Source organism: Streptomyces sp. NPDC019531, assembly GCF_044903305.1.
In the GTDB taxonomy this organism is placed as follows: domain Bacteria; phylum Actinomycetota; class Actinomycetes; order Streptomycetales; family Streptomycetaceae; genus Streptomyces.
This window is the reverse complement of record NZ_JBJDQL010000011.1, coordinates 1-25,142: the sequence shown is the minus strand read 5'-3', so window position 1 is coordinate 25,142 and position 25,142 is coordinate 1. Positions and strand designations below refer to the sequence as shown.

Sequence of the window (25,142 nt, the reverse complement as noted above, 5' to 3'; positions counted from 1 at the left end):
GCACCGGGACGTGGCGCAGCTTGGTAGCGCACTTGACTGGGGGTCAAGGGGTCGCAGGTTCAAATCCTGTCGTCCCGACTGGAGACGGTCGCTGGTGAGGGCCGGTTTCGGAGGTGTCCGGAACCGGCCCTTGATCATTCTTGGGGACCGGTTGGGGACCGGCGCCCTTGACCGGGGTCAGTGGGTCACGACGATCGGGCTCGGCAGCGAGCGAGGTGCGCGGAGCACGCTGAGGTGTGCGGAGAGCGCCGCCCCGGCGGCCGTGATCTTGTGTACGTCGGGGTGCAGGTAGCGCTGAGTGGTGGTCAGGGAGCCGTGGCCGGTGATCTTGCGGAGGACGTGTACCTGGACTCCGGCGTCGGCGAACCAGGTCAGGCCGGTGTGCCGGAGGTCGTGGCGGCGCGGGTGTTCGTAGCCGTGCTTGGTGACCACGTCGTCCCAGTGCGTGGCGTCACGCAGGACGGCGGTGGAGATGCGTCCGCCGCGCGGGCCGGTGAACAGGCGGGCATCGGGATTCGGGCCGGCGGACAGAACACGCCGAGCGACGAGGGCACGGATCTCCTCGACGATGGGAACCTTGCGGGCCCGCTTGCCCTTGGTGCCCTTGTCGGTCAGCCCGCCGGGCGCTGGTGTCGTCTGGCGCCGTACGGTCCAGATCCACTGGTTGGTGTCGATGTCCCCGACGCGGCAGCCTGGGACCTCGCCGATCCGTGCGGCAGTGCACGCGGCGAAGACGACCACGTCTCCCCAGCCGCGGTACTGGTCGTGGGAGGCGGCAAGGAGCGCGTCGGCCAGCGCAATGAGGGTCTCCCGGTCGGGCAGGGCCAGCGCCCGTGGGTCGAGGAGTTCGTCCTCGGCCTGCTTGTAGAGCTTCTGCCAGCCGGCCACCCGGGCGGGGTTGACCTTGATGATTCCGTCGCGGACTGCCTGCTCCATGACGCGGACCAGGACGGCGATGGTGTTCTTCACCGTGGAGCGGCTGTGCTCGTCGGCGATCCAGTTCTGCACGGTGCGGTCGACGACACCATTGGTGATCATCCGCACCGCGAGGTGGCCCAGGGCGGGGACCACGCGCATCCGCCACCCTGACAGGTAGGGCCCCGGGTTGGGCGATTCCCGTCGTCCGCCGATGAGGAGCCCTCTGCCGTCGCCCCTTCGCCGGACCTCTGTGTCCCCAACCCCCGGTCGGGCCCTCACCATGCGGCGTCCGCACGCGGTCCGGGCCGCGCGCGGCGATGTCCCGGTCGGCGGGGGATGTCCCGCCGATCAGTCGCCCCCACCGCCGTCGCTCCCACCGGAATCCCCGCCGTCGCCGCCGTCCGAGCCCCAGCCGTCGCCGCCACCAGGTTCGTTGTCGTCGCTGCCGCTCCCGAGGTTGCTGAACCAGGGGCGGTCCCACTCCGCGTCGGTGGCGATCGGCTCACCTCCGACCACCGCCGGGCGCCGCTCCGAGCCGAACCTTGCCCAGCCTGTCGCGTCCCCGAGCCCGAACGCGACGGCGAAGACGTGCGCCATGACGGCATCCAGCGGGTCGGTGCTCTCGTACCGCACGTCGGCCAGCGGCAGAAGCACCGTGCCCGGCGCGCGCGCCGGTCGGCGTGGGGGTCGCGTCAGCAGGGCGACCCGCCGCTCACCGCACAGCAGCCACGAACTGATCGCGTTCTCCCGTCGCAGTACCCAGTGCCGCTCGGGCAGCCGCACCTCCAGGGAACTCTTGGACTTGCGCAGCTTCTTCTTGAGGCTGAGCCCTGCCGGAACGTCACCGACGGTCAGACGCAGGCCCTTGGACGGTTCGGCACCATCGGGGGAGAAGCCGCGCGGCGCCCGGATCCGTACGATGGGAGCGTGCGGCCCCCACACGTCCACGCGCACCAGACGCCGGTCGACGGCGACGGTGACGGGACCGGCGGGCCCCGGCGCGTGCCGCCGCGCGATCCACAGCGGTACATCCTCGGCCTGGGCTCGGGCGGCCAGGGCGGCCACCTGCTGGGGCCCGCCGCACTGTCGTACCGCCAACTCGCCCAGCTCGCTGGCGAACTGCGCGGCCTGCCGCACCCTCACCGGCCTGGTGGTGCCGGTGGCGCGGGTCACGGGGACGACGCCGGTCCCCTCCGTCACACGCTGCAGCGGCCGCTCGGTCCCGCCGCCGCCGAGCCAGCACTCGCGCTGGAACGCCTCGGCCATGGCACCGAGGTTCAGCTCGCTCAGCGGCATTGTCCTGCCGCCCACCCGCAGCCCGTCCTCGGTCAACTCCACAGTCCGCGCCAGCGGATTCCATGACCGCTCGCTATAGAGCACCTGGCTCACGACAGCTCCCCGTTCTTACGCCGCTCAGCTCAGCCCGCCGTCACCGCCCGGACGGCACCGCCCCACCCTCACACATCCCGGTCGACCTCGTCGCCAGGGTGTCTTCCCCGGGTCCGGGCCCTCTTGCCGGCTCCAACGGCGCGGGAGAGGAGGTATCGGGTATCGAAGGAAGCAGGCGAGGTCGTGAGCTGCGACGGCGGCGACGCGTGGACTGCGCGGCTGGGCTGGGCCGTCCGCCAGGCACCGAACCGCTATGTCTGCTCGGCGGACCGCTGAGCCGCCACGTGTCCGCCAACACTGACCAGTCCGGTTTCGTAGGCGACGATGACCGCTTGGACGCGGTCGCGGAGGCCGAGTTTGGCGAGGATGCGGGTGACGTGTGTTTTGACGGTCGTCTCGGCCAGGTGGAGGCGGCCGGCGAGTTCGGCGTTGCTGAGACCTCGGGCCAACAGACCCAGGACCTCGAGTTCGCGGGGAGTGAGGGAGGCAAGGTCGCGGTGAAGTGCGGCGGTGTCGCTGTCCCGGTGGGCGAACCGCTCCACGAGGCGGTGGGTGATGGCGGGCGCCAGGAGTGCGTCGCCGGAGCGGACCATGCGTACGGCGGCGACCAGGTGTTCGGGGGTGACGTCCTTGAGGAGGAAGCCGCTGGCGCCGGCGGACAGGGCCGCGTAGACGAAGTGGTCGAGGTCGAAGGTGGTCAGGATGATCACGCGGGGTTCGCCCGGGGCGCCGGTGAGGATGCGGCGGGTGGCCTCCAAGCCGTCCATCTCCGGCATGCGGATGTCCATCAGGACGACGTCGGGCCGGGTGCGGCGGACGGCGGCGACGGCTTCCTCGCCGTTGTTGACCTCGGCGACCACGTCGATGCCGTCGGCGGTGAGGATCATCCGGAAGCCCGTGCGGACGAGTGCCTGGTCGTCGGCGACCACCACGCGCAGCGGGCCGTCGGTCGAGGTGCCGGTCACGGTGTCTCCAAGGGGATCAGGGCAGTGACGCGGTAGCCGCCGGTGAGGCGTCGTCCGGCGTGCAGAGTGCCACCGTAGACGGCCAGGCGCTCGCGCAGGCCGAGCAGGCCACGGCCGTTCCCGGTGGCGGCGGTCGCGGACGGGTTGCCTCCGGTGTCGGTGACCTCCACCCGGAGCTGGGCTTCGCTGTGTTCGACGGTCACCGCCGCACTCGCACCGGTCGCGTGTTTCACCGTGTTGGTCAACGCTTCCTGCACGACGCGGTAGGCGGCCAGCCCGATTCCCGACGGCACGTCGCGCGGGGTGCCGGTGATGGCCAACGTGACCGGGACGCCGGAGCGCCGCACGCGTGCGACCAGGGAATCCAGCTGGCCGAGGCCCGGTTGCGGCGCGAGGTCGGCGGTGGTGGCCGGGTCGGTGCCATCGGCTTCGGTGTTCATGGTGAGCAGCCCCATGGCGTGGCGCAGTTCGGCCAGGGCCGCGCGGCCGCCGGCCTCGACCGCGAGCAGGGCTTCGCCGGCCTGCTCGCTGTCAGCGTTCATGATCTTGCGGGCGGCGCCGGCCTGAATGACCATCACGCTGACGTTGTGCGTCACCACGTCGTGCAGTTCGCGGGCGATGCGGGCACGTTCCTGTTCGGCCGCGCGGCGCAGTTCCTCGGCTTGCTCGCGTTCCAGAGCGGACATCTGTGCCTGGCTCTCGGCGGTACGCAGCTTCCAGGTGCGCAGCCCGTTGGCCGCCACGACCAGCGGAACCAGGATCAGCAGCGGGACGTACTGCGTGGGGACGATGGGCGGCACCGGCATCGGCGCCGACCGGACGTAGCCCGTATCCCTGCCGACGGTGAGCACGGTCACCGCCAGGCTCGCCAGCGTGGCCACCCGGTACGGGCCGTAGGCCGCAGCGCTGTAGGCGGCGATGACAACGGCGTAGAACGTGATCCGCTGCGCATTGTCGGGCGTCAGCGCGGCGGCGCTGGTCACGATCCACAGCACGGCGAGCGGATACCTGCGGCGCAATACCAGGGGCGCACAACCCATGACGGCGAGCGCCGCCGCGGCGATCACGGTGGTCGTATCCGTGCCGAGCACGAGCGGGCCGACACCGTCGGGGGCTTCGCGCAGCAGGCGGGCCCCCTGGTTCACCGCCCACTGCAGCAAGACGATGCCGAGGACCAGGGTCAGCAGGACGTCGAAGACCAGACTGCGGCGCGTGGGGCGCGGCAGGGGACCGGTCGGGCGCCTCAGCGGTCCGACGAGGTCTCGTAGCCGGTCCGCCACTGACGCGCTCATCACCGGGTCATTCTCGCTGACCGTCCAGGGCCGCCACATCCGTCTCAGCGATCACCGGGGGTACGCCCCTCGCCTACATCTCAGGGATGACGCCGGGCTGCCTCGTCCCCATGGTGTACGGGAAATGCCGCGGTCCGATGACGCGGGACCAGGGGACGCGCGCCTAGCGTCCGACGGGGCCAGAGGGCCGGAATGCAGAGACCCGAGGGGGAACGCCATGACCACACCGGTGATCGAGCTGCGTGACGTCAGCCGTAGATACGACAGTTCGGCCGAGGGGCCGCCCGCGCTGCACGACGTGTCGCTGACCGTGCGGCCCGGTGAGGCCGTCGCGGTCCTCGGGCCGTCCGGCAGCGGCAAGTCCACGCTGCTCAACCTGATCGCGGGCCTCGACCGGCCGGACGCGGGGACCGTCACGGTGGACGGCGTACGGGTGGACCGGTTGGGCGAGGCCGCCGCGGCACGCTACCGGCGGTCCAGGATCGGCATGGTCTTCCAGTTCTTCAACCTGCTCGACGACCTGACCGTCGCCGACAACGTCGTCTTGCCGGCCCAACTGGCCGGCATGGCGCGCGGCGAGGCGCATCGGCGCGCGGCGGAACTCCTTGAGAACCTCGGCGTGGAGCGGCATGCCCGTGCCTACCCGGGTCGGTTGTCCGGTGGTGAGCGGCAGCGTGTCGCGGTGGCCAGGGCTTTGATGAACCGTCCACGGTTGCTGCTGGCCGACGAACCGACCGGCGCTCTGGACTCGGCCTCCGGCGAGGACGTCAGCCGGCTGCTCACCGAGCTCCATGCCGACGGCCAGACCATCGTGGTGGTCACCCACGACCTGGCCTTGGCCCGGTCCTGTACGACCCGGACCGTTCAGCTCGTCGACGGCCGGATCGCGGCCGACCGGGCCACTGGGGACTTCGCGGTCGAGGCGGCCCGATGAGCGACCTCAGCAGGGTGGTGCGCTCGGGGGTGGGACGCCGACGGGTGCAGACCGTAGTGATCGGCCTGGCCATGATGATGGCGGTGACCGCGTCCGTCCTCGGCGGTTCCCTTCTGGTGGCCTCCGGCGCACCGTTCGACGACGCTTTCGCCCGGCAGCACGGGGCACACCTGTCGGTGCAGTTCGACGCCGACAAGGCGACGACCGCCCAGCTCCGTGCCACCGGCGACACTGCCGGGGTCAGCGCGGCGTCCGGCCCGTTCCCGACCGTGTCGGTCACGTCGAGCACCACCTCGGACGGGGACCTGACGCCGATGACGGTCGCGATGACGGTAGCGGGCCGTCCCGGGGCGGGGGGCGCGGTCGACGATGTCGAGGTGACGGAGGGCCGGTGGCCCACCGGGCCCGGTGAGATCGTGCTGTCCGACGACGCGCCGCTCTTCGCTCCCCTGGGCCTGCGGCTCACGTTCCCCGATCTCCCCGGCGATCCGACGCTGAAGGTGGTCGGCAAGGCCCGCTCGGCCAGCCGGACGGCCGACGCCTGGGTGGCTCCTTCCCAGATCGCCTCGCTCACGCCGGGTGGCGAAGCCGGTGGGTACCAGATGCTCTACCGCTTGGCATCGGCGGACACCCCTGCGCAGATCGCGCAGGGCCGCCGCGCCGTGACGGCAGCCGTCTCCCCCGGGGCGGTGACCGGGGCGCAGTCCTGGCTCACGGTCAAGAAGGCCGCCGACCGGGGGACCGCGCTGTTCGTCCCCTTCCTCATGGCGTTCGGTGTCCTGGGCCTGGTCATGTCGGTGCTCATCGTCGGCAACGTGGTCGCCAGCACGGTCGGCGCGGGGCTGCGGCGTATCGGCATCCTCAAGGCCGTCGGCTTCACCCCGGCCCAAGTCGTCCGGGCGTATGTGGGCCAGGCATTGGTCCCCGCGGGAGTCGGTATCGCGCTCGGCGTCGTCGCGGGCAACCTCCTCGCCGTCCCGGTGCTGTCGGAGACTGAGGACGCCTACGGCACGAGCGGCCTGACCGTCGCCCCGTGGGTCGACGGCGCTGTGATCGCCGGGGCTCTGGGGCTCGTGGCGGCAACCGCCTGGGCGGCCTCGTGGCGGGCCGGCCGGCTGCGTACCGTCGACGCGCTCGCCGTCGGACGCACCCCCGCTGCCGGCCGCGGTCGATGGGCAGTGCGGCTGAGTGCCCGGCTCCCTCTTCCCCGGCCGGTCGGCCTCGGCTTCGCCCGGCCCTTCGCCCGTCCCGCCCGTACGGCGACCATGTGCGCGGCGATCGTGTTCGGCACCGTGGCGGTCACCTTCGCCGTCGGTCTCGGTTCGTCGCTGGCCGAGGTGATGACCGCCCGGGAACACAATGCCGCCGACGTCACCATCGGGGTCGCGGGACCGGCGGCCGCACCCACCCCGAGCGCCGAACCGCCGACCAAGGCCGAGGCCACCGCGATCGCCGAGGTGATCAACGCCCAGCCGGGAACCGAGGCGTACTACGCCATCGCCACGACCCAGGCGACCGTCTCCGGGGTGTCCGGTTCCACCCACGTCGACGCGTTCTCCGGCGATGCCTCCTGGGGCGGCTACGAAATGGTCTCGGGGCGCTGGTTCACCAAGCCCGGCGAAGCTGTGGCGGCGACGCCGTTCCTGACGGCCACCGGCACCCGAGTCGGGGACACCCTCAAGTTGAACGACCACGGCACGGCGGTCGCGGTCCGGATCGTCGGAGAGGTCCTCGACACTCACCACCAGGGCATGGAGGTCTTCACCGACCTGGCGACCCTGAAGGACGCGGAGCCGGACCTGGCGGTGGCAAGCCACCACATCGCGGTGCAGTCCGGCACGGACGTACCGGCGTACGTCGACCGTCTGAACGCCGAGCTGCGGCCCCTGGGCGTCACCGCCGAGACCGGCCGGGCCGGCAACGGCAGCGACCAGGTCGTCATCATCAACACCCTGACCGCGATCCTCACCCTCATGCTCGTCGCTGTCGCCGCCCTGGGCGTCCTCAACGGCGTCGTCCTCGACACCCATGAACGCGTCCGCGACCTCGGCATCCACAAAGCCCTCGGCATGACCCCACGGCAGACCATCACCATGGTCATCACCTCGGTCGTCGTGACCGGACTCGCAGGCGGCGCGCTCGGCGTAGCGCTCGGTGCGGTCCTCCACGGCTGGGTCGTCCCCGCCATGGGCCACAGTGCCGGACTGAACCTGCCGGGCTCCGTCCTCGCCGTCTACCACGCGCCCCAACTCGCCCTGCTCGGCCTCGGCGGCCTGCTCATCGCGGTCCTGGGCGCACTGCTGCCGGCCGGCTGGGCGGCCAAGACACGCACCGCCACCGCCCTGCGCACGGAATAGAGCGGATAAAGCAGATAAAGGGAAGAGCCCGCCCAGGGGCAGATCTTGCGTCGTTGTCCACGTCGCACAGAGTGATGGGAGCCACGCACTCGCCGGATGCCCCTATCCGTACGACGGGTTGGAGCACAGTTCATCGTCGCCGGAGCGGGCGTCGTCCGCCACAGTGAGGACAGAGGTTGGTGTGGCTTGACAGACACCTGGTCAGCGGCGCAGCTTCACCTTCTGCAGGGCGGCAACGCCGACGGCGGCGAGGGCTATCTGGATGACCCACTCGATCCAGTCGACGCCCTTGGTGTCGGCGACCCCAAGTCCCGATGCGACGCCGGTTCCGATGAACGCGGCGATGATACCGACGACGATCGTCCACAGGATGCCGATGTGCTGGCGGCCGGGGACGACGAGTCGGCCGAGAACACCGATCACGATGCCGATGACGATCGCGCTGATGACGCCTGAAATCTCCATGAGCGGCCTCTCACCTCTCAGCCGTTGATGGGATACGAGTGCCCGTGCGAGTCGGCATCACTCCGTTCCGATGCACGAGGCAGAGGCGGGGTGGGGCGTGCGAGTTCGGCTGCGAGGTCGTCCAGGGGGCTGGGGGCGCTCGCGCGCTGAAGGTGCTGGAGCGGCTCTCGTTCATGCTGTCGGGTGCTCAGCTCGGCATCACCCACCCCGCTGACCGGCTCCACCCCGCCGGTGGACGTCCGGTGCGACAACGCCACTCCCGGCGTCTCCTCGATCGGCTGTGTCTTCCAGGGCTACGCGCCGGTCAACGTCGTCAGCCTCAGCGGCTCCTACCCGAACTACGCACGCCACATCCGGGGGCTCAAGCGTCCGGGCTGCCCGGCGCCTATCCGAACGGCACCCCTCTGACCCGGCTGACCGATGCCGCGCTGCGCCAGAGCAACGGCGACACCGCCTGCCCGCAGGCATCCAGCGGCGGCTACCCGCGACCGACCGGCTACAGCTGTGACGAGTATCCCTTCCGCTCGACCTGGCAGGGCGCCTTCACCAGCGCGACGCCGCCCAACCCCGGCCGCACGTTTGACTGGTGCCAGATCAGCGCACTTCCTCAGGGCGTCACGGGCCCGAACGGCTGGAGCGCCTGCATGATCCCCGCGACGGAGAACTCCAACGCCGGTAGCCAGGACCTGCGGGTCTTCTACAACGACAACCGGGTCATCGAGCAGGATCCGTTCTTCGTCTGGATCGTCGACTGACAATCCATAGCATGGCCGCATGACTGAGCCAGCGCCCACGACGGCTTCCCGCCCGGTCCACGTTGACTACCACGCGTTCGAGCTCACGGACTCCGACGAGCGTGTACCTACGGGCTTCGAGACCTCGAACGGACTGGTCTTCTCCCGCCCCGGACACGCCGTCATCTGCACCGGCATTAGCAGCGGCCCGGTCAACGTCAGCGTCCAGCTGCGCCGGTATCCCCCCGAGCGGGCGGATATCGGCGCCTGGGACGAAGTCGTCGACCACAGCATCGAAACACGCACAGGAGACATGCGCGTCACGTGTGTGATGGACAATCCCCCGGAACTGCCCACCCTCACGCCGTTCGCGCCTGGCACCTACCGCGTCCGGGTGCACGCCAGAGGCCGTGACACCGCGCCTGACGGCCACGTCGCCGACCCCGTCGAGAGCTACCTGCTTGTCGTGTGGCCGGACAAGCCGCAGCCTGACGAGATCCACAAGCAGACCGACCACTATGGCGCGCAACTACGCGCCCAGCCCAGCAGGCCAGCGCCCCACGAGGAACCCGTAACCGACGCCGAAGCCGAGCGGCAACGCCTCATGCGAGCCCGGCTCCAGCGACGTAGTTCTCAGTAGTGCCGACGCGCCGTTCACGATCTATCACGGAGAGGTGAGCGGGGACAGCGACGGCCCGGTCGAGTGTTGCTGGCCCGTCCCTGACGACCAGGCGGACGAGATCGCGGCCAGGTTCCCCGACCTCACGCTCCGCACCGAGTCCGCGCACCAGCAGGCATTCGCCCGCCAGGAGGCGCCCGGACGGTGGGAAACCGGGACCCAAGTTGAGATCGCCATCGAGGCCCTGTTCGCCCGGGCTTCGGAGCAGCAGCGCCAGCCGTCCGGGGCGTGCGCAGCGTATTGATCCCGACTGCCAACCGGGGAGCTGGGCCGGACTGCGAATTCGCCGTGTCGCTGCGCTGAAAGGGGGGCGCGAAGCGACAGCGCCCACGGTCAACCCTTCGATGGCCCACCGCGACAGGTGCATCAAAAGCCGCCAGGCCGCCGGCCCGCCACGACACGGGCGCGGCCTCGCCCGCTCGTGTGCACCCCGGAAGGATCGGCAGCCCGCCTTCGATGCCTGTGTGCCTCGCCGTGCCGGTGGTACTGAGTGCCGCGGAGCGCCATCGGCTGAAGAAGATGGCCTACGGCCACAAAACTCCCCATCAGGCTCGACAACGTGCCACGGTCGTGCTGTTGGCGGCGCGCGGCCGCAGCAACGCCCGGATAGCTGTCGAGACCCGTCTCCATGTGGACACCGTGCGGACTTGGCGTGGCCGGTTCGCCGCGGGCCGACTGCCGGCCCCGGCCGACCGCAAACGCGCAGGGCGGCCACCGCGCTTCACGCCGGTGCAGGTCGCTGAGGCAAAGGCGCTGGCCTGCCAGTTACCCGTCGAAAGCAGCACGCCTCTGTCGCGCTGGTCGTGCCCGGAGCTGGCTGCCGAGCTGACCGCGCGCGGGATCACCGACGCCATATCCGCATCCACGGTGCGCCGTTGGCTGGCTGCACCAGGACGCGCTCAAGCCCTGGCAATACCGGTCCTGGATCTTCATCCGCGGACGTTTTCTGTCCCTCAAAGGGCTCTCCGTGATGGTCGTGTCCGTGTCAGACGGCGGTGATGCCCTCCATGCCGGACTCGTCGAAGGCGGGAAGGCCCTCGGCCGTCGTGACCTTGGTGAGGGAGCCGTTCGCCTCGACGCGGAAGCCGTCGACGGTGCCGGACACGGCGTTCTGGACGTAGAGGAATTTCTCGTCCTCGCTCACGGCGAGGTCGATCACGCCCTGCGAGTTGGCCGAGGGCGGGGTGGCGATACCCACCTCGTTGGTCAGAGCCAGCTTGCCTCGCTTGTCCATGCGGTAGCCGGTGACGGTGGAGTTGCCGGTGTTGCCGCCGTAGAAGTAGTCGCCCGCGCGCTCCAACCAGCACAGGACCTCCTGGCCGCTGGCCAAGGGCGGTTGCAGCACCTTGAGTTTGCCGTCGCGCTTCACCTGGTACGTGGTGACCGTGGAATTCTCGGCCTCGGCGACCAGCATCCGCTTCCCGGTCCTGTCGAAGCTGATCGCGAACGGGACGCCGCCGGCCGACTTGTTGACGACGGGTTCGGCGACGGCCGGGAGGCCGTCCGGCTTCATCGGGAAGACCTCGACGGTGTTGGCGGACTTGGTGGTGACCACCAGGTTGCGGCCGTCCGGGGTGAACTCGACCTCGCCGGGCGAACTGGAGAACAGCGGGATGTCCTCGTTGTCCAGCCCCAGGGACCGGTGGGACCCGTGCAACGGCTTGAGCCCCTTGCTGGTGATCTTGAAGCCCTGGACGCTGCCCTCGCCGCCCGCGTTCATGACGTACGCGACCGTGCCATGCACCGCGATGCTTGCCGGGAACTCGCCGCCGGAGTCCACGACCCGCCGGTCCTTCAGTTGTTGTCCCTCGACGCGGAAGGAGGTCACCGTGCCGCTGCCGGCATTGACGGCCAGCAGCATGCCTGAAGCGTCGTCGTAGACGAGTGAGCCCTGGGAGGCGAGCGAGTCAGTGGGCGCGTCGACCTGGTCACCGCCCTGGCCGCCGGTCGCGAAGGTCCCCGAGGGACTCAGCTTGCCGTTGTCGTCCCGCGCGAACACATGGATGGTGTTGCCGTCCAGCTCGTTGCCCTGGACGAAGACGGCGTGGTCGGCCCCGGCCGTGCTCCCGGAGTACTGGCTCGCCGAGGCCAGGGACACGGCCACCGTGGCGGCCCCGGCGATGGCCAGGGCCCCGCCGCCGATCATGATGCGCTGTGTCCTGGGCTTCGCCCTGTGACCGCCGCGTGTTCCGGCGGGCTGGCTCGTGCGGCGGTGGTCCCTGCGGCTGCTGTGCATGTTCACGTCCCGTTCCTCTGCGTCTGGGCGATGCCGTCCATGGCTGTGGACAGCACCAGAGTGGACAGTGGGAGCGGTGTGCCGATCTGGAACGGCGGTTGCGTCAGACTCTCGTAAGAGACTCTGGCGGCGGAGTGACGGGGTTCGCCGCGTACGGCAGGCAACGGATCCACGAGTGCCGTTGACTTCTTGGCAGGCGTGGACACGGAGGCAAAGAGTCCTATGGAACCCTCACGCGGCCGTACCGGATGACATCACGTGCCTACCTCGCAGGCGTGTTGACCATCCGAAGCGTCGCCCTCGTTACTGCCGCCCCCTGTGCCGGCTGCGGAGGGCATCGCACATCCGCACGGGCCGCTAGTGCTATGACCGGATTGGTTCACCGGGTTGGCGGTACTGTCCGCGCATGCATCAGCTCCCGTGCACTTTGGAAGCCCTCGTTGTGCACACTGACTTCTCGGCAGACGACGCTTGGTACGCTCTGCGCGCGGCGCTGTGCCTGCCCAGCAGGGACGGCTTCTTGGCCAACGTCGCACTCGTCGATGACCGGAGATACGAAGGCTTGACGCCCGAGCCGGCCCTCGACCTCCTCCCTGCGGATTATCGGCATCCACTTCTTTTCCTTGCGGACTCTGTAGCTGTCGCCTCGACTGAACTGCCGCTTCTCGTAGTGGACCTGCGGGGTGAGCGTGGGCGGTGTGTCCGCGTTGTGGCATCCGAGTTGTGGAGCATCGAGAACAACCTCTCGGAGGCGAACATGGACTTCGAGGAGTTCGCCGACGCTGTCGGCGACGACGGCGTTTTCCGAGGCTTCTGAGTCGCTGGCCGCCAGGCGGTGTGTGAGGCTGCGGGTGCGAGGGGGCGTCCGCCCCAGCGGATGCCCTTCTCGCTGCGGATGCGGGCGCGTTCTCTGCGCTGGGCTGCAAGGACGTCGGGATGGCGGGCATCGGTGTTGCGCCAGCGCAGGTAGCGGTGCAGGGCCCGGGTCTGCGCGGGGCGGCTGCGATGGTTCGAGTTGGCCAGGGTGAACTGCCACACCGAGCGGGTACTGCCCCGGCGCACGATCTGCTGCAGCTTCTGCCCTTCCTAGTCGGTAAGTCGGCGCACACGGACAGGCTCGGCCACTCGCACCAGCGATCGCAACGAACGTGACCGCCCATCCAACCGCCCTAGCCACCAACTCCGCGAACCTTCCCGGTCACAGCACTAGGTCGACGGCCTGGGGAGTAATTGTCAAATTCTGTGGATCACGAGGCTCCGGAGGCGTCCTGCAGCCAGTCGTCGAGCGCGGCGGGGTCGGTGTCGGTGAGGCTGCCTGAGGAATCGACGCGGTGGAGCAGGGCCTGTCCCTGGTGCTGTGCCGTCACCCCTGCGCGGTCCGTGCAACAGGACGAGAGGCGGCCCCGACCCACCCCAGATCACGGGATGAGAGCAGCACCCCGTCGTTGACGAGGGTGCGCTCGGACCACCCCATGAGCTCCCATGCGTGGCAGCTCAGTTGCCAGACCGCTCGGCGAGAGTGTGCGCGACGAGGGCATTGGCGTGACCGTGGCCCAGCCCATGCTCGGCCTTGAGCCAGTTCACGAGCTCCATGTGCTTGGTCAGAGGCGAGGAGCGGATCAGGTCCTTCCACTCCGCAATCGGGCGACCGTACTTCTTCTCGATGGAAGGGAAGTAGCTGGCAGGGCCCTTCACGGTGGCGGTCATGTCAGCCATCCTGTCTGTCCGTTGTGTTGCTTCGGTGTTGTCGCTGGTACGACCGAGGGGCATGGACGGAGTCATCGGTCGATGAAGGTGTGCTGCGTCACACCTCCTGCTCGCTGATGTGCGGGGGCAGGTTGAAGAGCGGGAACAGTTGCTCGGTGTCCCGGAAGACATGGATGTCGGTGATCCGGTCTCCGGAGATGTCGACGACTTGAAGGGCCCAGGGCTCGAATGCCGCTCCGGTGACGCTGGGCCGGTACTGGCCGAAGGCCGGCGAGCCGTTCGCCAGGGTGGGGACCAGCCGGGATCCCCGGCAGCCGACGGCAGGTCCGGTCAACCATGCCTGGATGTCGGTGACGCCTCGCATCCACAGGGCGTACGGCGGCAGGGACATGGTGGCGTCCACGTGCAGCAGCATGTTCAGCTCCTCCATGTCGAAGCTGGAGAAGGCCGCGGCATACCGCTTCGCCAGTGCCCGCTGAACGGCGTCGGGCGACTGTACCGCCGTGTCGCCGGCCGCCTCGCGCCGGGCGGCCAGTGTGGCGCGGGCGCGCTGGAGCGCGCTGTTGACTGAGGCGACGGTGCAGCCGTGCAGGTCTGCGACTTCGCGTGCCGAGAAGCCCAGGACTTCCCGTAGGAGGAGGGTCGCGCGCTGCTTGGACGGCAGGTGCTGCAGTGCGGCGATGAATGCCAGGCGCACGGATTCGCCTGCTTCGGCTGCCTCTGCGGGGTTGGCCGGCGTGTGGGCCAGAGCAGCCGGGCACGGTTCAATCCACAGGCTGGCGTCCAGTGGAGGGCCTGGTGAGGCGGCACCGCTGGTCGGGGCGGAGAGGTCCATCGGGCGAGCCCGGCGCTTACCGGCGGCGAGTGTGTCGAGGCAGACGTTGGTGGCGATGCGGTAGATCCACGACCGTAGTGACGACCGTTCCTCGAACCGGTCGAGGCCGCGCCACGCCCGGACCATGGTCTCCTGTACGGCATCTTCCGCATCGAAGACCGAACCCAGCATTCGATAGCAGTAGCCGATCAACTCGGTCCGGTGCGCCTCCAGCCGGAGAGCCGCCGATTCGTCACCGAGCCCGACAATGCCGACTTCCAGACCATTCATCTTCGCCCCCTGGTGCGCACAGCATGTGCAGTATGCATCCTGCGGCACCGGCACGGAGTAATTGTCAATTTCTATGGGTCAGTTGAGGTGGCTCAGGCCGCGCTGAGCTCGGGTCGCTCTACGAGCTGGCCGCGTTCGAAGCGGGCTCCAGCGCGGACGAGTGCGACGAGGTGGGGTGCGTTCACGGCCCGCCACCGCTGCTGGGCGGACTCTACGAGCTTGAAGACCATCGCGAGGGCATCGGTGCGGGAGCCGGCGCCGCGGGTGACTTTGGTGCGCAGTCGGACGGTTGCGAAGGTCGACTGGATCGGGTTCGTCGTCCGCAGGTGGATCCAGTGCTCGGCGGGGAAGTCGAAGAACGCCAGCAGTTCGGCCTCGCCGGCGGTGATCTTCTTGACGGCCTTGGGGAACTTCACCCCGTAGAGCTGCGAGAACGTCCTGATCGCCGCCTGGGCGTGCTGCTTGTCCTCGGCGTTGTAGATGTCCTGGATGGCCCTCTTCGCTCCCGGCTGCGCGGACTTCGGCATGGCGTCGAGCACGTTGGCCGTTTTGTGAACCCAGCACCCTTGCTCGCGGTTTTCGGGGAACACCTCGGCCAGGGCCTTCCAGAAGCCCAAGGCTCCGTCCCCGACCGCGAGCACGGGAGCACGCATGCCCCGGCGGGCTGCAGTCGCGCATCAAGTCGGCCCCACGACTTGCCCGGCTCGCGGTAGCCGTCTTTAAGCGCGACCAGTTCCCTGGAGCCGTCGGCGCGGACCCCGGTGAGCACCAGGACGCACGCCTTGGCCTCCTCTAGGCGGACGTTGAGGTGAATGCCGTCGGCCCACTGCTGCGTGAGCCGGGTGACCGTGGCGGGCGAGAGACCGGCCGAGCTGCCGAGGAACTGCTCCAGGGCAGGCACGAAGTCGCCGGAGGACAGACCGTGCAGATAGAGCAGCGGCAGCACCTCGCTGATCTTCGGGGACTTACGGCACCACGGCGGCAGGATCGCGGAGGGGAACCGCTTGCGCTCGCCGGTGGCTTCGTCGACGCGCTTGTCGTTCACCGCGGGGCCTTCACCTCCACTGCCCCGGCCGCGGTGGTGACCTCCCGGGGCTGGTGGTAGCCGTTGCGGACCACGACGCCCGGCGAACCGGCCGAGCAGCCCCAGGCCCAGGATGATGCAGCCGAACTCGATCAGGAAGACAGCGGAGGAGTGCATGATGGGTCACTCCCGCCCGAGTATCGCGGCGGCCGCCTCCACGCCCTCGCGGGTGCCGATGAGGATGAGGGTGTCACCGCCGGCGAGCCGGGAGCCGGGTGTGGGGGAGGGGATCGCCTCGGCCCGGCGCAGCACGGCCACGATGGAGACCCCGGTCTCGGTACGCATCCGGGTCTCGCCCAGCGGGCGCCCGTTCCAGTGCGATGTGGCCGACAACTCGATGCGCTCGGCCACGAGCCCCAAGTCCGTGGTGGACAGCAGGTTCGGGGTGTGGTGGGCGGGCATCAGCGCGTCGATGAGGGTGGCAGCCTCCTACGCGGTCAGCCGGGCAGAGAGGGCACAGGCGTCCGGGTCGTCCTTGCGGTACACGCTGATCGTGCGCTGTCCGTCGCGGTGCGCGACCACGGACAGGCGGCGGTTCTCCCGCGTCGTGAGGTCGTAGCGGACCCCGATTCCCGGCAATGGCGTACTGCTGAGGCGTGGAGCGCCCATGGCTGTCCCCCTTCTGTCGGCGTGAGCGATGTTCTTGTGGCTCGCGTGCGGGGGTCGCCCTGACGAGCGCCCAGGTTTGACCTGTGGGTTTCATCCTAGGTGGCCGGACAGATGCGGTCCGCTTCCAGCGATCGTCACTGCTCGGGCAGAAGTGCCTGGCAGTGGACCAAAGGCCGGCGTCTCCTGCGCCCACGTGCTGCTGCACGCGGCCTGCCGACAGTCCCAGACGGCGCGCGAACCTCATCACGGTGCTGATGATCGAGGGTGAGGGGGCCAAGGATGACCGGTTCCCCTTCCCGCTGGGGTGTACGGGCCTCGGCAACGGATAGAGTGTAAAGAACGCGTCAAGTGGCGCGGGGTGTGCCGGGAAGTCTGGTCGGCGAGGAAAGGGGCCGTGGGCCCTTCGTCACCGATGCCCGGAGGGTCGACCGTCATGACCGATGCCCCGCAGTCCCGTTCGCTGTTCCTCGGCCTGCCCCCGCTCCCGGAGCGGCAGGCCGTCGCCCGCGCTCTGCGGACGGAGACGGTGGGCGGGCTGATCGATCCTGCTGGCCGCTGCGGTTGTGGCCCTGGTGTGGGCCAACAGCCCCTTCGGCGCTGCCTACGAACAGATACGCGACTTCCACTTCGGTCTCCCGGCCCTCGGGCTGGACCTGTCTGTCGGCCACTGGACCGCGGACGGACTGCTGACCGTGTTCTTCCTTTTCGCGGGCATCGAGCTGAAACGCGAACTCGTGGTCGGCGAGCTGCGCAACCCAGCAACAGCCGTACTGCCTGTCATCGCAGCCCTGTGTGGCATGGCGGTCCCCGCCGCGCTTTACGCCGCCACCGCCGGCTTCGGCGGCGGCAGCATGGACGGGTGGGCGGTGGGGAAGGCTACGGACATCGCCTTCGCCCTCGCCGTTGCGGCGGTCATCTCCACCCACCTGCCCACGGCGCTGCGCGCCTTCCTGCTCACCCTTGCCGTGGTCGACGACCTCGGTGCCATCCTGGTGATCGCCATCTTCTTCACCGCCGATCTCAACCCGTACGCGCTGGCGGGGGCCCTCGCCGGTCTCATCGTTTTCTACCTGCTCCAGCGGCTGAGGGTGACCGGCTGGTGGTGGTACCTCCCTCTCGGGATCACGATTTGGGCGCTGATGTACAACGGCGGCGTCCACGCGACCGTCGCCGGCGTCGCCATGGGTCTCCTCCTGCGCATCACCCGTGAGCAGGGCGAGAGTGCATCGTCTGGCGAGCGCACTGGGCACCTGCTGCACCCTCTGTCCGCCGGAATCGCGGTCCCGTTGTTGCGTTGTTCGCCGCCGGTGTCAGCGTTTCCACGGGGGCCCTGGGGGAGGTGTTCTCCAGCCCGGAGCCGCTTGGCGTGGTCGTCGGCCTGGTGCTCGGCAAGACGGTGGGGATCTTCGCGGGCACGTATCTCGCGGCCCGCTTCACCCGTGCGCGGCTCAACCCGGACCTGGCCTGGGCCGACGTGTTGGCCCTTGCCGCCCTGGCAGGGATCGGGTTCACGGTTGCCCTGCTCATCGGTGAACTCGCCTTCCCGCAAGCCACGTTGGGCGAGCACGTCAAAGCGGTCCTCATCGCCTCGCTGGCCTCCGCCCTGCTTGCCGTGCTGCTCCTGCGCCGCCGTAACCGGCTCTAGCGGCGCCTGTACGAGAAGGAGAACACCGACGCGGACGCCGACGGCATCCCGGACGTCTACCAGCGGGCCGCTCCGACGCCGGCCGGTGCGGACCGGTCTGACGGGGTGTCCGGCTCCTCTCTGCGGGCACCCGCGATCGTGGCCGCCGCTCTGGTGATCAGGACAGCTGTCGGTGAGCTCAGGCACCCGGGCAGCGCCCGCGAACAGTGGGCCTTCGCCACCGACCGCCGCGCCGTGGCCGCCGCAGCCGTAGTCGTGCTCGGTTGGCAGCAGGCAGGCCCCGCTACTGCGGCCTGGGCCCTGCTCATCGGGGCGCTCACCGCGCACCTGGTCCACCGCGACTGGGACCGGGACCGCTCATGACCGCACTGACGACGGCCTCCGTCCCGGCCGAGCCGACCATCGCCGGCGCGGATGATCGCCGCCGCCGCTCGCCTGAGTTGGCCTGCGCCGCCCTCACACCCACAGGAGCCTTGCGCCTATGACCTGGCACTGGACCGGTCTCGTCTTCTTCTCCCTCACCCTGCTGCCGACCGGGCTGGCGCTGGTCAGCGGCCGGATACCGCACCGGCTGCGGCACCGGCTCGCCCCCATGCGTCCGCGCGGCTGGACCCTTCTCGGCCTCTACGCCGTCGCCCCCTCAACACGATCCCGCGCCCGGTCGAGGCACCGCCTGTGACCATCGAGGTGGCTACGGCCGCCGCGGCCGTCCTGGCCTCGGCGGGCTGCACCTACGCAGCCCTTGCTCCGCGCCGGGCCAGGAACGTCGCCCGGTGACCGGCAGACCCCGCCTGCCGCGCCTCGCCTTCTCGCTGACCGTCTGGTGGATGCTGATCGCCCTCATTCTCTGGCTCCTGGGCAGGGCACTGGACCAGCCCGCCTCACTCGCCCAGTGCACCGCCTCGTCTGCCTTGTTCGTCGCCCTGGGGGAGGCCGGTGACTGGCTGCGGCGACGCTGGAGGGCCGTCCGGATCACCAGTCGACACCAGCCGGCACCGTCACGGCCCCAAACGCCCCGACGAGAAGGCGCCGACCACACACTCGTGACCCCTGCCTCCAAGGGAGGTTGTTGCCTCGTGGCGAGTGGCGCTCGGCGGGACAGCGCAACCCCCGGGAAGGTTCAGCTGTCTTCTCTACGGGCACCAGGTGTCCCAGGAGTAGAGGGCAACCGCAGCTCGTGCGGCCCTACTCCGAGACGCGGCCGGCGGGTGAGATCCGCGATGGTCCGTTCTGTGAGGAGGCACGCGGGATGGCTGCACGTCGTGACGATTCAGACGGCTTCCCAGCGCCATCCCGCTGGCACGGCGAGGCCCCCATTGACAGCCTGCAGCCCGCTGGGGAACACGTACACGTCAGGCAAGAAGTGGTCGAACCGCTGCTGCGCCGCGCCGACTTGTTGTCGCAGCTCCTGCGGATCGGGTACGCACGTGAGCTGCAGGGGCAGGAGACGTAGTAGTCCCGGGAGCATCCCTGGTGGCCTGCTCAGGACACTAGGCATGAAGAGGGTGGCGACCCGCGCCTGTGTTGGACGCCGGCCTGTTCATCATGATCGTGGAAGGGCGGCTGTGCCGACGAGTGCTGCGCACGATGGGGCCGGATGCCAGTGGGAAGCGCTGTCGTGTCGGCTGCTGCTGGAAAGCACCGTGTGCCGGTGCGTCGCAGCGGGACAACGCGCGCATTCCGCGAGACGCTGCCGCGGGGCGGCGCGGAGCTCTGCCTCCCCGCCCCCTGACCCCGTCCGCTCTCCTCCTCGGAGTCCGCCATGGCAGCATCGCCCGCCCCAACTGAGGACAGTTTCCGCTTCGATGACCTGCGCGCGCTCTTCATCAACTGCACACTCAAGCCGTCCCCCCAGCTCAGCCACACCCAAGGACTCATCGACAAGAGCCGGGCGATCATGGACGCGCGCGGAGTGGTGACAGAGCTCATCCGTGCGGTCGACCAGGACATCGCCCCCGGCGTGTATCCGGACATGACCGAACACGGCTTCACCACGGACGCCTGGCCCGCGCTGTACGAACGAGTGATGGCCGCCGACATTCTGGTGCTGGCTGGACCCATCTGGCTCGGTGACAACAGCTCTGTCACCAAGCAGGTCATCGAGCGGCTCTACGGCTGTTCCAGCCTCCTCAACCCCCAAGGCCAATACGCCTATTACGGGCGCGTCGGCGGCTGTCTCATCACCGGCAACGAGGACGGCGTGAAGCACTGCGCCATGAACGTCCTCTACAGCCTCCAGCACCTCGGCTACACCATCCCGCCCCAGGCCGACGCGGGCTGGATCGGCGCCGCCGGCCCCGGCCCCTCGTACCTGGACGCCGGCTCGGGCGGTCCGGACAATGACTTCACCAACCGCAACACCAGCTTCATGACCTGGAACCTGATGCACCTGGCGGCCATGCTCAAACGCACCGGGGGTATCCCCGCACACGGCAACCAGCGCACGGAGTGGGACGCCGGCTGCCGACCGGGGGCGGACAACCCCGAGCACCGCTGAGCCGGATCAGGGAGTCCGGGGCTCACGGAGCATCTGGCGCGGCCGCTTCGACGTGCCCTTCGGCGCCGCCGGGTGACGGTCGTCCACCGCGTCGCTGGTCCCCGGCCCGCCCCTGATGCGGGCGCGTCCTCGTAAGGCCGTTGCGAAGACGCCCGGGTTGGTCTGCGGACGAAGTGACCATGACCGGCTATCGATGAAGCGCCCGATGCCGACTACCCCGGTCCGCGGCTGGACCTGTGCCTTCTCACGCGAAGAGCGCGGCTGCCGTGGTGAGGGCGCCGAGGAGGAGCAGAACGGGGCCGAGCGGCAGGCCGTGGTCGCGAGGTGAGCTGCGGTCGGTGGGGCGCAGTTCCGGGTGGAGTTGCAGCGCGGTGACCTTCTCGACCATGCGGACGTACGACGGACGCAACTGGAGACGTCGCTCGAGCCGCGGTTCACCCAGGCCCGTCAGGTGCCAGGTGCTGCCGTCCGACAGGCGTATCTCCACGCTGCCCTCATCGGTGTACCGGGCTGCCCGCAGCCGTTCCCAGGGGACGTGTCGTATCGTCCAGGCCCCGGCCAGCCACAGGCCGGTGCTGTCCGCGGTGACGCGCCAGTTGAGGAGGATGGCCGTCAGGTTGATCCACATGAGCAGCCCGAGCAGAGGGAGGATCTCCCAGCCGAAGCCGTCGGTCATGGGGGAGTGCGTGAAGTAGGCGATGCCTGCTGCCACGCCCGCGGTGCAGGCCAGTACTGCCGTTTCGGGCCACGGGGCCTGGTCCCCAGCGCAGAGGGTCGTCAGTGGTCGGCGGTGAGTTCGCCGGTGAGCTTGCCGTGGAGCTGGGCGCTGGGGGTGTTGAGACCGGTGATGTCGACGGTCTTGCCGCGCTGGGCGTACTTGGTCTCGATGGCGTCGAGGGCAGCGACGGAGGAGGCGTCCCAGATGTGTGCGGCGGACAGGTCGATGATGACGTTCTTTGGGTCACCTGCGTAGTTGAACTGGCCGACGAGGTCGTTGGAGGAGGCGAAGAACAGCTCGCCGGTGACCCGGTAGACCACAGTGGTGCGGTCGGGGTCGGTGACGGCGGTGACCTCGGCGAGGTGGGCGACACGCTTGGCGAAAATGACCATGGCGGTGACGGAACCGACCACGACGCCGATGGCCAGGTTGTGAGTGGCCACGACGACCGCGACGGTGATCGCCATGACGGCGATCTCCCCGGCGGGCATCCGCTTGAGGGTCTTCGGGGCGATGGAGTGCCAGTCGAAGGTCGCGAACGACACCATGACCATGACGGCAACCAGAGCGGCCATGGGGATGTCGGAGACCACCGGGCCGAAGGCGATGCACAGCACCATCAGGAAGGCCCCCGCGAGGAACGTGGACAGCCGGGTGCGGGCGCCGGAGACCTTCACGTTGATCATCGTCTGGCCGATCATGGCGCAGCCGCCCATGCCGCCGAAGAAGCCGGTGACGATGTTGGCAATGCCTTGGCCGATCGACTCGCGGGTCTTGTTCGAGTGGGTGTCGGTGATGTCGTCGACGAGCTTGGCCGTCATCAGCGACTCCATCAGGCCGACCAGCGCCATCGCGAACGCGTACGGCGCGATTGTCGTGAGCGTGTCCAGGGTGAACGGGACGTCCGGCAGGCCGGGCACGGGCAGGGAGGACGGCAGGGCGCCCTTGTCGCCGACGGTGGGGACCGCGATGGCCGCGCCGACGGTGATCGAGGTCAGGATCACGATCGAGACGAGCGGGGCGGGGACGACGGTGGTGATCTTCGGCAAGGACACCATCAGCGCCAGGCCGCCGATGATCAGCGGATACACCGGCCAGGGAACGTTCGTCATCTCGGGGACCTGGGCCATGAAGATCAGGACGGCCAGGGAGTTGACGAAGCCGACCATCACCGAGCGGGGGACGAACCGCATCAGCTTGGCGACCCCGAGCGCGCCGAGGATTACCTGGAAGACGCCGGCGAGGATGACGGCGGCGATCAGGTGTCCGAAGCCGTGCTCCCGGTTCAGTGGCGCGATGACCAGGGCGACGGCACCGGTGGCTGCGGAGATCATCGCGCGCCGGCCGCCGACGATCGCGATGGTCACGGCCATGGTGAAGGAGGCGAACAAGCCGATAGCGGGGTCGACACCGGCGATGATCGAAAAGGAGATCGCCTCGGGAATCAGGGCCAGGGCGACGACCAGGCCGGCCAGCACCTCGGTGCGCCAGACCTTCGGATCACTCAGCCAGTCGGGCTTCAGGCCGCGCAGGCGCGCGACCGGGGACAGGACGGAAGCAACGGAAGACAAGGGAGACGGAACCTGTCGTGCTAGGCACGCGCCGTTCGGCAGGCCGAGGCGTGCGGGATGAACGCAAGGTGGCCGGGCGGGCACCCTGCGGACGGCCCCGTGAGGACGCGGGCCGGTAGTCGAGGGAGGGGAGCGGCGACTTGCACGAGGGCGCGGCCCGGGCTCACCTCCGGGGGCGAAGCCTCACGGCGGGCAGGCGGCGGCGCCGGGCGTCGTAGGCTCGCGCACGCTTCTCTCCTGCGACAATCGGGACTTCGCCGGGGGCGCCATCGGCCCCGACACGGCAACGGCGGGGCAGCGGTACGCCACCCTCACCAACAACAACCCTACCCTAACGTTAGAGTAGTGATCGGCGGCGCCCACCGGTCCCGCTGACAGCAAGCGGGAGAGGCCAGAGGATCACGGGCGTGGACGGCAAGCACATGCAGATCGGCGAGGTCGCCGCACGAACCGAGCTGTCCTTGCGTACGATCCGTCACTACGAGGAGACCCGTCTGGTCGTCCCCTCCGCGCGCTCCCAGGGTGGCTTCCGCCTCTACACCGAGACCGACGTGCAGCGGCTCATTGTCATCCGCCGCATGAAGCCCCTCGGCTTCACCCTCGACCAGATGCGCGACCTCCTGGACGCCACCGAACGCCTCGACGCCGCCACCGACGCCGACGAGCGCGAAGCCCTTCTGGAGCGCGTCCGCGGCTACGAACGGGCTGCCCTCGAGCAGATCGACAAGCTCCGCGTCCAGCTCTCCCGCGCCGAGGAATTCGCCACCACCCTCCGCACACGCCTTGAGGACAAGGCGAATCGACGTCCGAAACTGACGGAGTGAACGATCAGCCCTCCTGCTGCTTGGCGGGCAGTGTCGCAGCCTTCAACGCACCTTCGTGCTGCGGGTCACTCCCTCGGCCTTGACGCGCCGTGCCCGGGCCGCAGGCCGTTTCGAGTACGGCATTGGAGTCTCGTTGGTCGCCTCCTGGGGTGCAGCGCCGCACTGTTGATCCTCGGGACGGTGGGTTCTCTGGGGCAAGAGGTGTGGTATCGCGCAAGGTTCAACGAGTTGGCGCAGCACGGCGCCGGTGCCGTTGACGATATCCGGCGCAACAGGTGTGGTGCCATCGCCCGATTCAATGACGGCATCTTGCTGCTGGCCGACGTCGTGCCCGGAAGCCGTCAGACCTTCGCGCGGTCGGTGATCCAGCGAGCGGCGAGCAGGCCGGATGTCGTGGTGAGGACGGCGGCTGCGATGACGGTCGCGTTCAGGCCGAAGGCATCGGCGAGGACGCCGGCTACCAGTGCGCCGGCGGCATAGCCGATGTCGCGCCAGAATCGGTACGTGCCCAGTGCGTTGGCGCGCCAGGCGGGGTGGGCGTGGTCGGAGACCGAGGCGATCAGGGCCGGGTAGACCATGGCGGTGCCGAGGTCGAGCGCGACGACGGACAGGATGCCCGCGAGCAGGGGGCGGTCGAGCAGGGCGAGGGCGAGGACGAAGCTGACGGCTTGGACGAGCATTCCGTATCAGGGGCTGCGGTCGGCGAGGTGGCCGGTGGGGATTTGGCCGAGGCCCCAGAGGATGGGGTACAGGCCCTTGACCAGTCCGACCGCGGCGAGCCCGAGCCCGTGGTCGGTGAAGAGGAGAGGGAAGACGCCCCAGGTGAGGCCGTCGTTGAGGTTGTTGACGAGGCCGGCCTGGCTGGCGCCGCGCAGAGAGCGGTCGTGCCAGGTGGTGTAGGCGAAGGTGGCCTTCAGGCCGCTGTCCTCGCCGGTGGGCAGGTGCTTGGTGTGTTGGGCGAGTTCGAGGGCGACGTGTGCGACGGTGTCGCGGACGACGAGGGCCCGGGCGAGGCCCGCGACAACGAAGACGACGCCGATGAGTTCCGGGACCGGGCGCAGGCCGTAGGCGGTGGCGAGGGTAGCCGGTGAGCAGTGGCGTGGCTCCCACAGCGGTGTAGCCGGCGGCCTCGTTGAGCCCGGTGGCCAGGCCGCCGACGCAGACGTTGACGTTGACGATGACGAGCAGGGTGAACTGGAGCCGGTTCTCGCGCAGGCCGAGGCGTACGGACAGGCCGGTCGCGTCGGCCGGTGTGCTCGACGTGGGGGTGGTCGTCACGGGCGTGTGTCCTCCGAGCCCTGGACGAGCTGCCGGCCGGCCGGCATGCGGCACGCCCCGACTCGGAGGAAGGGAAGTTCTCCACAAGGGTAAAATTGTTGTAACGGTGCGGACGGGGTCGTTTCGGGGCGCGTC

At 69.5% G+C, this 25,142-nt stretch carries 23 protein-coding genes, 1 tRNA gene and 4 pseudogenes; 14 read left to right on the top strand and 14 right to left on the bottom strand.

Annotated features, from left to right (window positions below; translation table 11 throughout):
* The first annotated feature begins 4 nt into the window (after positions 1-4).
* Positions 5-78 (top strand) — tRNA-Pro (locus ACI2L1_RS15800).
* 99 nt (positions 79-177) lie between these two features.
* On the opposite strand, the gene ACI2L1_RS15795 is transcribed toward ACI2L1_RS15800, so the two are convergent.
* The 4 genes from ACI2L1_RS15795 to ACI2L1_RS15780 all read right to left on the bottom strand — a co-directional run bounded on the left by ACI2L1_RS15795 (position 178) and on the right by ACI2L1_RS15780 (position 4,564).
* Positions 178-1,131, bottom strand: coding sequence for a tyrosine-type recombinase/integrase (locus ACI2L1_RS15795; RefSeq protein WP_404740058.1), 954 nt, complete (start codon positions 1,129-1,131; stop codon positions 178-180).
* A gap of 135 nt (positions 1,132-1,266) precedes the next feature.
* Positions 1,267-2,307, bottom strand: coding sequence for a hypothetical protein (locus ACI2L1_RS15790; protein WP_404739887.1), 1,041 nt, complete (start codon positions 2,305-2,307; stop codon positions 1,267-1,269).
* A gap of 251 nt (positions 2,308-2,558) precedes the next feature.
* Positions 2,559-3,272 carry a response regulator gene (locus ACI2L1_RS15785; protein WP_404739886.1) on the bottom strand — a complete coding sequence of 238 codons (714 nt, stop codon included), beginning with the start codon at positions 3,270-3,272 and terminating at the stop codon, positions 2,559-2,561.
* Positions 3,269-4,564, bottom strand: coding sequence for a sensor histidine kinase (locus ACI2L1_RS15780; RefSeq protein WP_404739885.1), 1,296 nt, complete (start codon positions 4,562-4,564; stop codon positions 3,269-3,271). The genes ACI2L1_RS15785 and ACI2L1_RS15780 overlap by 4 nt, the downstream gene beginning before the upstream one ends.
* 217 nt (positions 4,565-4,781) lie before the next feature.
* On the opposite strand from ACI2L1_RS15780, the gene ACI2L1_RS15775 reads away from it, so the two are divergent.
* The gene (locus ACI2L1_RS15775; protein ID WP_404739884.1) at positions 4,782-5,498 is read left to right on the top strand and encodes an ABC transporter ATP-binding protein; all 717 of its coding nucleotides are present in this window, start codon (positions 4,782-4,784) and stop codon (positions 5,496-5,498) included.
* Complete coding sequence (locus ACI2L1_RS15770; RefSeq protein ID WP_404739883.1) at positions 5,495-7,855, top strand: FtsX-like permease family protein; 2,361 nt, start codon at positions 5,495-5,497, stop codon at positions 7,853-7,855. The genes ACI2L1_RS15775 and ACI2L1_RS15770 overlap by 4 nt, the downstream gene beginning before the upstream one ends.
* Before the next feature lie 201 nt (positions 7,856-8,056).
* Here ACI2L1_RS15770 and ACI2L1_RS15765 read toward each other — a convergent pair whose 3' ends face one another.
* Entirely contained in the window at positions 8,057-8,320 is a 264-nt protein-coding gene (locus ACI2L1_RS15765; protein WP_404739882.1) for a GlsB/YeaQ/YmgE family stress response membrane protein, read from the bottom strand.
* Positions 8,321-8,472: 152 nt separating this feature from the next.
* Here ACI2L1_RS15765 and ACI2L1_RS15760 point away from each other — a divergent pair, with 152 nt between their 5' ends.
* From ACI2L1_RS15760 to ACI2L1_RS15745, 4 genes are all read left to right on the top strand, one after another.
* Positions 8,473-9,075 (top strand): hypothetical protein, encoded by a 603-nt coding sequence (locus ACI2L1_RS15760; RefSeq protein ID WP_404740068.1) that lies wholly within the window; start codon positions 8,473-8,475, stop codon positions 9,073-9,075.
* Between the two features lie 19 nt (positions 9,076-9,094).
* On the top strand, positions 9,095-9,694 hold the full coding sequence (locus ACI2L1_RS15755; RefSeq protein ID WP_404739881.1) for a hypothetical protein: 600 nt from the start codon (positions 9,095-9,097) through the stop codon (positions 9,692-9,694).
* 34 nt (positions 9,695-9,728) lie between these two features.
* Positions 9,729-9,977 (top strand): hypothetical protein, encoded by a 249-nt coding sequence (locus tag ACI2L1_RS15750; RefSeq protein ID WP_404739880.1) that lies wholly within the window; start codon positions 9,729-9,731, stop codon positions 9,975-9,977.
* Positions 9,978-10,189: 212 nt separating this feature from the next.
* Complete coding sequence (locus tag ACI2L1_RS15745) at positions 10,190-10,732, top strand: helix-turn-helix domain-containing protein (RefSeq protein WP_404739879.1); 543 nt, start codon at positions 10,190-10,192, stop codon at positions 10,730-10,732.
* Here ACI2L1_RS15745 and ACI2L1_RS15740 read toward each other — a convergent pair.
* A complete protein-coding gene (locus ACI2L1_RS15740) occupies positions 10,719-11,969 on the bottom strand; it encodes a lactonase family protein (RefSeq protein ID WP_404740057.1) in 1,251 nt (416 codons plus the stop codon). The two genes, ACI2L1_RS15745 and ACI2L1_RS15740, sit on opposite strands and share 14 nt — an antisense overlap.
* A gap of 406 nt (positions 11,970-12,375) precedes the next feature.
* Between ACI2L1_RS15740 and ACI2L1_RS15735 the strand changes: the two genes are divergently transcribed.
* Positions 12,376-12,786, top strand: coding sequence for a DUF6924 domain-containing protein (locus ACI2L1_RS15735; protein WP_404739878.1), 411 nt, complete (start codon positions 12,376-12,378; stop codon positions 12,784-12,786).
* 44 nt (positions 12,787-12,830) lie between these two features.
* Here the strand turns inward: ACI2L1_RS15735 and ACI2L1_RS15730 are convergent.
* The 5 genes and pseudogenes from ACI2L1_RS15730 to ACI2L1_RS15710 all read right to left on the bottom strand — a co-directional run.
* Positions 12,831-13,001, bottom strand: a pseudogene (locus tag ACI2L1_RS15730) (IS630 family transposase); the annotation flags it as partial.
* A gap of 462 nt (positions 13,002-13,463) precedes the next feature.
* The gene (locus ACI2L1_RS15725) at positions 13,464-13,676 is read right to left on the bottom strand and encodes a DUF4287 domain-containing protein (RefSeq protein ID WP_319189267.1); all 213 of its coding nucleotides are present in this window, start codon (positions 13,674-13,676) and stop codon (positions 13,464-13,466) included.
* Positions 13,677-13,773: 97 nt separating this feature from the next.
* Positions 13,774-14,781, bottom strand: a complete 1,008-nt coding sequence (locus ACI2L1_RS15720; RefSeq protein WP_404739877.1) for a sigma-70 family RNA polymerase sigma factor — start codon at positions 14,779-14,781, stop codon at positions 13,774-13,776.
* A gap of 92 nt (positions 14,782-14,873) precedes the next feature.
* Positions 14,874-15,903: pseudogene (locus tag ACI2L1_RS15715) on the bottom strand (IS256 family transposase); the annotation flags it as partial.
* 85 nt (positions 15,904-15,988) lie between these two features.
* Positions 15,989-16,474: pseudogene (locus ACI2L1_RS15710) on the bottom strand (cation:proton antiporter regulatory subunit).
* Between the two features lie 433 nt (positions 16,475-16,907).
* On the opposite strand from ACI2L1_RS15710, the pseudogene nhaA reads away from it, so the two are divergent.
* The 4 genes and pseudogenes from nhaA to ACI2L1_RS15690 all read left to right on the top strand — a co-directional run.
* Positions 16,908-18,194: pseudogene (nhaA, locus tag ACI2L1_RS15705) on the top strand (Na+/H+ antiporter NhaA); the annotation flags it as partial.
* Between the two features lie 30 nt (positions 18,195-18,224).
* Positions 18,225-18,482: a hypothetical protein gene (locus tag ACI2L1_RS15700; RefSeq protein WP_404740056.1), complete on the top strand. Its 258-nt coding sequence runs from the start codon at positions 18,225-18,227 to the stop codon at positions 18,480-18,482.
* A 118-nt stretch (positions 18,483-18,600) separates the two neighbouring features.
* Complete coding sequence (locus ACI2L1_RS15695; RefSeq protein WP_404739876.1) at positions 18,601-18,798, top strand: hypothetical protein; 198 nt, start codon at positions 18,601-18,603, stop codon at positions 18,796-18,798.
* Between the two features lie 1,083 nt (positions 18,799-19,881).
* Entirely contained in the window at positions 19,882-20,616 is a 735-nt protein-coding gene (locus ACI2L1_RS15690) for a flavodoxin family protein (RefSeq protein ID WP_404739875.1), read from the top strand.
* 244 nt (positions 20,617-20,860) lie between these two features.
* Here the strand turns inward: ACI2L1_RS15690 and ACI2L1_RS15685 are convergent, their stop codons facing one another.
* The gene (locus tag ACI2L1_RS15685; protein ID WP_404739874.1) at positions 20,861-21,328 is read right to left on the bottom strand and encodes a hypothetical protein; all 468 of its coding nucleotides are present in this window, start codon (positions 21,326-21,328) and stop codon (positions 20,861-20,863) included.
* A 65-nt stretch (positions 21,329-21,393) separates the two neighbouring features.
* Positions 21,394-22,884, bottom strand: coding sequence for a SulP family inorganic anion transporter (locus ACI2L1_RS15680; RefSeq protein ID WP_404740055.1), 1,491 nt, complete (start codon positions 22,882-22,884; stop codon positions 21,394-21,396).
* Positions 22,885-23,312: 428 nt separating this feature from the next.
* On the opposite strand from ACI2L1_RS15680, the gene ACI2L1_RS15675 reads away from it, so the two are divergent.
* Positions 23,313-23,729 carry a MerR family transcriptional regulator gene (locus ACI2L1_RS15675; RefSeq protein ID WP_404739873.1) on the top strand — a complete coding sequence of 139 codons (417 nt, stop codon included), beginning with the start codon at positions 23,313-23,315 and terminating at the stop codon, positions 23,727-23,729.
* 341 nt (positions 23,730-24,070) lie between these two features.
* Here ACI2L1_RS15675 and ACI2L1_RS15670 read toward each other — a convergent pair whose 3' ends face one another.
* Positions 24,071-24,409 (bottom strand): MFS transporter, encoded by a 339-nt coding sequence (locus ACI2L1_RS15670; protein ID WP_404739872.1) that lies wholly within the window; start codon positions 24,407-24,409, stop codon positions 24,071-24,073.
* Between ACI2L1_RS15670 and ACI2L1_RS15665 the strand changes: the two genes are divergently transcribed.
* Positions 24,398-24,820, top strand: coding sequence for a hypothetical protein (locus ACI2L1_RS15665; RefSeq protein WP_404739871.1), 423 nt, complete (start codon positions 24,398-24,400; stop codon positions 24,818-24,820). The two genes, ACI2L1_RS15670 and ACI2L1_RS15665, sit on opposite strands and share 12 nt — an antisense overlap.
* The last annotated feature ends 322 nt before the right edge of the window (positions 24,821-25,142 follow it).

What these genes read in the sequence shown, in the direction of transcription:
- ACI2L1_RS15780 (WP_404739885.1), bottom strand. Translation starts at nt 4,564, where the DNA reads ATGAGCGCGTCAGTGGCGGACCGGCTACGAGACCTCGTCGGACCGCTG.
- ACI2L1_RS15775 (WP_404739884.1), top strand. Translation starts at nt 4,782, where the DNA reads ATGACCACACCGGTGATCGAGCTGCGTGACGTCAGCCGTAGATACGAC.
- ACI2L1_RS15770 (WP_404739883.1), top strand. Translation starts at nt 5,495, where the DNA reads ATGAGCGACCTCAGCAGGGTGGTGCGCTCGGGGGTGGGACGCCGACGG.
- ACI2L1_RS15765 (WP_404739882.1), bottom strand. Translation starts at nt 8,320, where the DNA reads ATGGAGATTTCAGGCGTCATCAGCGCGATCGTCATCGGCATCGTGATC.
- ACI2L1_RS15755 (WP_404739881.1), top strand. Translation starts at nt 9,095, where the DNA reads ATGACTGAGCCAGCGCCCACGACGGCTTCCCGCCCGGTCCACGTTGAC.
- ACI2L1_RS15745 (WP_404739879.1), top strand. Translation starts at nt 10,190, where the DNA reads ATGCCTGTGTGCCTCGCCGTGCCGGTGGTACTGAGTGCCGCGGAGCGC.
- ACI2L1_RS15740 (WP_404740057.1), bottom strand. Translation starts at nt 11,969, where the DNA reads ATGCACAGCAGCCGCAGGGACCACCGCCGCACGAGCCAGCCCGCCGGA.
- ACI2L1_RS15735 (WP_404739878.1), top strand. Translation starts at nt 12,376, where the DNA reads ATGCATCAGCTCCCGTGCACTTTGGAAGCCCTCGTTGTGCACACTGAC.
- ACI2L1_RS15725 (WP_319189267.1), bottom strand. Translation starts at nt 13,676, where the DNA reads ATGACCGCCACCGTGAAGGGCCCTGCCAGCTACTTCCCTTCCATCGAG.
- ACI2L1_RS15720 (WP_404739877.1), bottom strand. Translation starts at nt 14,781, where the DNA reads ATGAATGGTCTGGAAGTCGGCATTGTCGGGCTCGGTGACGAATCGGCG.
- ACI2L1_RS15695 (WP_404739876.1), top strand. Translation starts at nt 18,601, where the DNA reads ATGACCTGGCACTGGACCGGTCTCGTCTTCTTCTCCCTCACCCTGCTG.
- ACI2L1_RS15690 (WP_404739875.1), top strand. Translation starts at nt 19,882, where the DNA reads ATGGCAGCATCGCCCGCCCCAACTGAGGACAGTTTCCGCTTCGATGAC.
- ACI2L1_RS15670 (WP_404739872.1), bottom strand. Translation starts at nt 24,409, where the DNA reads ATGCTCGTCCAAGCCGTCAGCTTCGTCCTCGCCCTCGCCCTGCTCGAC.